The following is a 327-nucleotide window of genomic DNA, read 5'->3' as shown; positions in this document are numbered from 1 at the left end:
ATCGACGTGCTGGTCTGCCGGCAGGAGGGCGGCGCGGCGATCATGGCCGGGGCCGCCGGCAAGCTCACGGGCCGCCCTGGCATCTGCTTCGTGACCCGGGGCCCCGGCGCCACCAACGCTTCCGCCGGCGTGCACATCGCCCGCCAGGGTTCGACGCCGATGATCCTGTTCGTCGGCCAGATCGCCCGGCGCATGCGCGACCGCGAGGCCTTCCAGGAGGTCGACTACCGCCAGATGTTCGGCGGCGTCGCCAAGTGGGCGGTGGAGACCGACGACGCGGCGCGCATCCCGGAGATCCTCGCCCGGGCCTTCCGGGTCGCACTGCAA

General features: G+C 73.1%; 1 protein-coding gene. It reads left to right on the top strand.

All coding sequences use genetic code 11. The annotated features are described in order from the left end of the window. Positions 1–327, top strand: a 327-nt coding sequence (locus tag ACLBYB_RS32960; protein WP_447701399.1) for a thiamine pyrophosphate-binding protein, incomplete at both ends; no start/stop codon positions are given.

This window comes from Methylobacterium sp. D54C (assembly GCF_053345595.1).
The sequence above is the reverse complement of the archived record's forward strand: the minus strand, read 5'-3'. Positions and strand labels throughout refer to the sequence as shown.